Annotated in this window: 3 protein-coding genes; all 3 read left to right on the forward strand. The window is 42.9% G+C overall.

Annotation, left to right across the window (positions count from 1 at the left end; all coding sequences use genetic code 11):
* Positions 1-91: 91 nt before the first annotated feature.
* The 3 genes from PLL47_RS14765 to PLL47_RS14775 all read left to right on the forward strand — a co-directional run bounded on the left by PLL47_RS14765 (position 92) and on the right by PLL47_RS14775 (position 2,210).
* Positions 92-877: a COG1361 family protein gene (locus tag PLL47_RS14765; protein ID WP_324447325.1), complete on the forward strand. Its 786-nt coding sequence runs from the start codon at positions 92-94 to the stop codon at positions 875-877.
* An 84-nt stretch (positions 878-961) separates the two neighbouring features.
* Positions 962-1,912, forward strand: coding sequence for a DUF7490 domain-containing protein (locus tag PLL47_RS14770; RefSeq protein ID WP_324447327.1), 951 nt, complete (start codon positions 962-964; stop codon positions 1,910-1,912).
* Positions 1,893-2,210: a DUF8060 family membrane protein gene (locus PLL47_RS14775; RefSeq protein WP_324447329.1), complete on the forward strand. Its 318-nt coding sequence runs from the start codon at positions 1,893-1,895 to the stop codon at positions 2,208-2,210. Before PLL47_RS14770 ends, PLL47_RS14775 begins: the two co-directional genes overlap by 20 nt.
* Positions 2,211-2,454 lie beyond the last annotated feature (244 nt).

Below are 2,454 nucleotides of genomic sequence, written 5' to 3' on the forward strand. Positions count from 1 at the left end.
GATTCTTATTAGACCCTTATTAGACTCTTCGTATTTCTGCCCAATGTTTAAAAGACAACACCCGGATATGAGATTTGAGGAGGGTAATGATATGAAAAAGTTGCTGGCTTTGATGTTACTTATTTCGGTAATTTTTATATCCGGCTGTGCATCGACAAAGACAAACTCACCGGTCAGTCCGGAAGATCTGGCTGTGAGCATGGAACCCCTGGTAATCAAGGAGTTTAATGAGCAGGATGTTTCCGTGACTGTATTAAATAACAACAGCACCCAGGCAATTGACTCGGTGTCTGTAAGTTCTTTTGATCCGTTTACAATCGTAGGACCAGGTACACAGGTCAATATTCCTGCAAAAAGTAAGGCTGCTTTAAGTTTCAGGGTTATGGCTCCCTCTTTTGATAAAAATACATCGACACTGACCCTGTCATATGCTTCAGGTATTGACGAAGAAGAAAAACCTGTAATTAATACGAAGACCGTGCCTGTCCAGATAGTTGTCCTTCCTGATGCAAAACTTCAGTTTGTCGGCTTTGCCGAAAGCATGGACAAGCTGCGTGCATCTCCCCCTGTTTCTACCTGGGAAGCTAAAAAAGGTGAGAATGCCACCGTGAAATTCTCTGTAAAGAACCATGGACAGTCAACCATAGCCGGAGATTCCATGTATGTGGTAGTAGATATAGAAAATAAGCTGATAGGGAACAACGCAACGGTTAATATCACCGAATCAATGGCAAAAGGAGGAACATCCTATACAAGAGGTGCAGAACTTCCTGTTCTGGAAGATGCCCCCAATGGAGAAACCAATGTGTATGTAAACCTGATGAAGGGGGATTATCTGCTTGATACCCAGACCCTTGTACTTAAAGTAAAGCTATAATGCGGATCTGGTTATATGAGATTAAGGCTATGTGTAAAACCGAATAAATCTCCTTTTTTGTATGGAGGGTTTTTAATCAGCATTTTGCTGATTATAATCCTCTCTTCTGGCTGTTCCGGGGATTCGAAAGATGTTTTCAGGGAATATAATGAGGTTTTCATCCAGGATATAGATGTAATGTCCACTCAGCAGGGAGAGAACACCCTTCTGACAGTTACTCCTTATATCCGCAATGACCAGGACACTGACAGTTCTATGCTTTCTGTCAAAGTAAAAATTATCGACGAGGAGACCAGCCTTATAGTGGCGGAAAAAGATGTGGATATGGGTTACGTCAAAGCCCAATCTCTGGCTTACAATGCAGTGTCTCTGGGAACTGTGAAACCCGGGAATTATGAAGTGGAGGCTCAGCTTTTCCAGGAAGGCCAGCTTCTCAGTTCATGGAGTGAATTTGTCACCATAAAGGCAGAGCTCGCCGTTGACCAGCCGGCTGATATCCTGCTTACAGATATGAATCTTGTAATTACCCAGTTCACTGACAGGGATGCAAAGGCTGTTGTGGATATTTCTCCCGGAATTTATAATCAGGGAGGAGATTCAAAAGCTCTGACCATGATAGTCACTGCAAAAGCAGATGAATACACTTCATACACCGAAAGCGATGACCTGGGGATTATCAAAGGCTCAGGCCAGCTAAGAGGGCATGTGCGCTTTGTGTTCCCTAGAAGAGCAGAATATACATTTTCAGTTACTGTGGAAGAAAATGGGCAGGAAATAATCACTTCCGAAACCACCGAGCCAATAAAAATGGACAAAATAGAGAGGAATGTTGTCAAAAATTACCCGCTTGTGGAGGAAGGCACTCCTGTTGAACTCCCCGAAGAAGAGGGAACTTCTGATTCCAAGAGTTCGACTCCCGGTTTTGAGGGTTTGGGCATGTGCATAGTTCTCCTGCTTGCTGCAGGTGTAATAAACAGGGGACTTGATAGTAAAAGGAATGGGGATGAGGAATTACATGGCTGGAAAAGAAGATAGCCCTTACATTGAGGAAAAAAATACAGGGCAAAACTCTGTGGAAGTCCGAATACCTGCAGAACGCAACACACAGGAAAATAATGATCCGTCATTCAAAAAACTCGTAAATGCAGCTGTGCTGATCGTTCTTCTGGCGCTTATTTTTATCGCCCTGTTTTCTTTTTTCTTCAATATGCAGGAGGCAATAATTGCCCTTTTCAATCCAAAATATCAGGCACTAATGCAGGCCCTCTTCAGTTTGCTGGTCCTGATTATAGGGATTTACCTTATCAAGATGCTCCTTCCAGATAAACATTAATCGAGCCTTTTGGGTAGTTAAATCCCTTTTTTATTTTACCAATAACGAGAAGAAAATAGGGAAAAAATAGAAAACAGCCCTTTTTGAGCTCATCTCACTTCAATGACTTTTAAAGTAGTCCTCTTAAGTTCGCTTAATAGTAATCCGTAAATTAGTCTGCTTGAGCGAGCGAAGCGAGTGAAACAGACTGCGGGCTCCCGAATCGCAACTCGGGGAGTGAAGCGAGTGAAACAGACTGCGGGCT

The organism is Methanosarcina sp., assembly GCF_035390745.1.
GTDB lineage: Archaea > Halobacteriota > Methanosarcinia > Methanosarcinales > Methanosarcinaceae > Methanosarcina.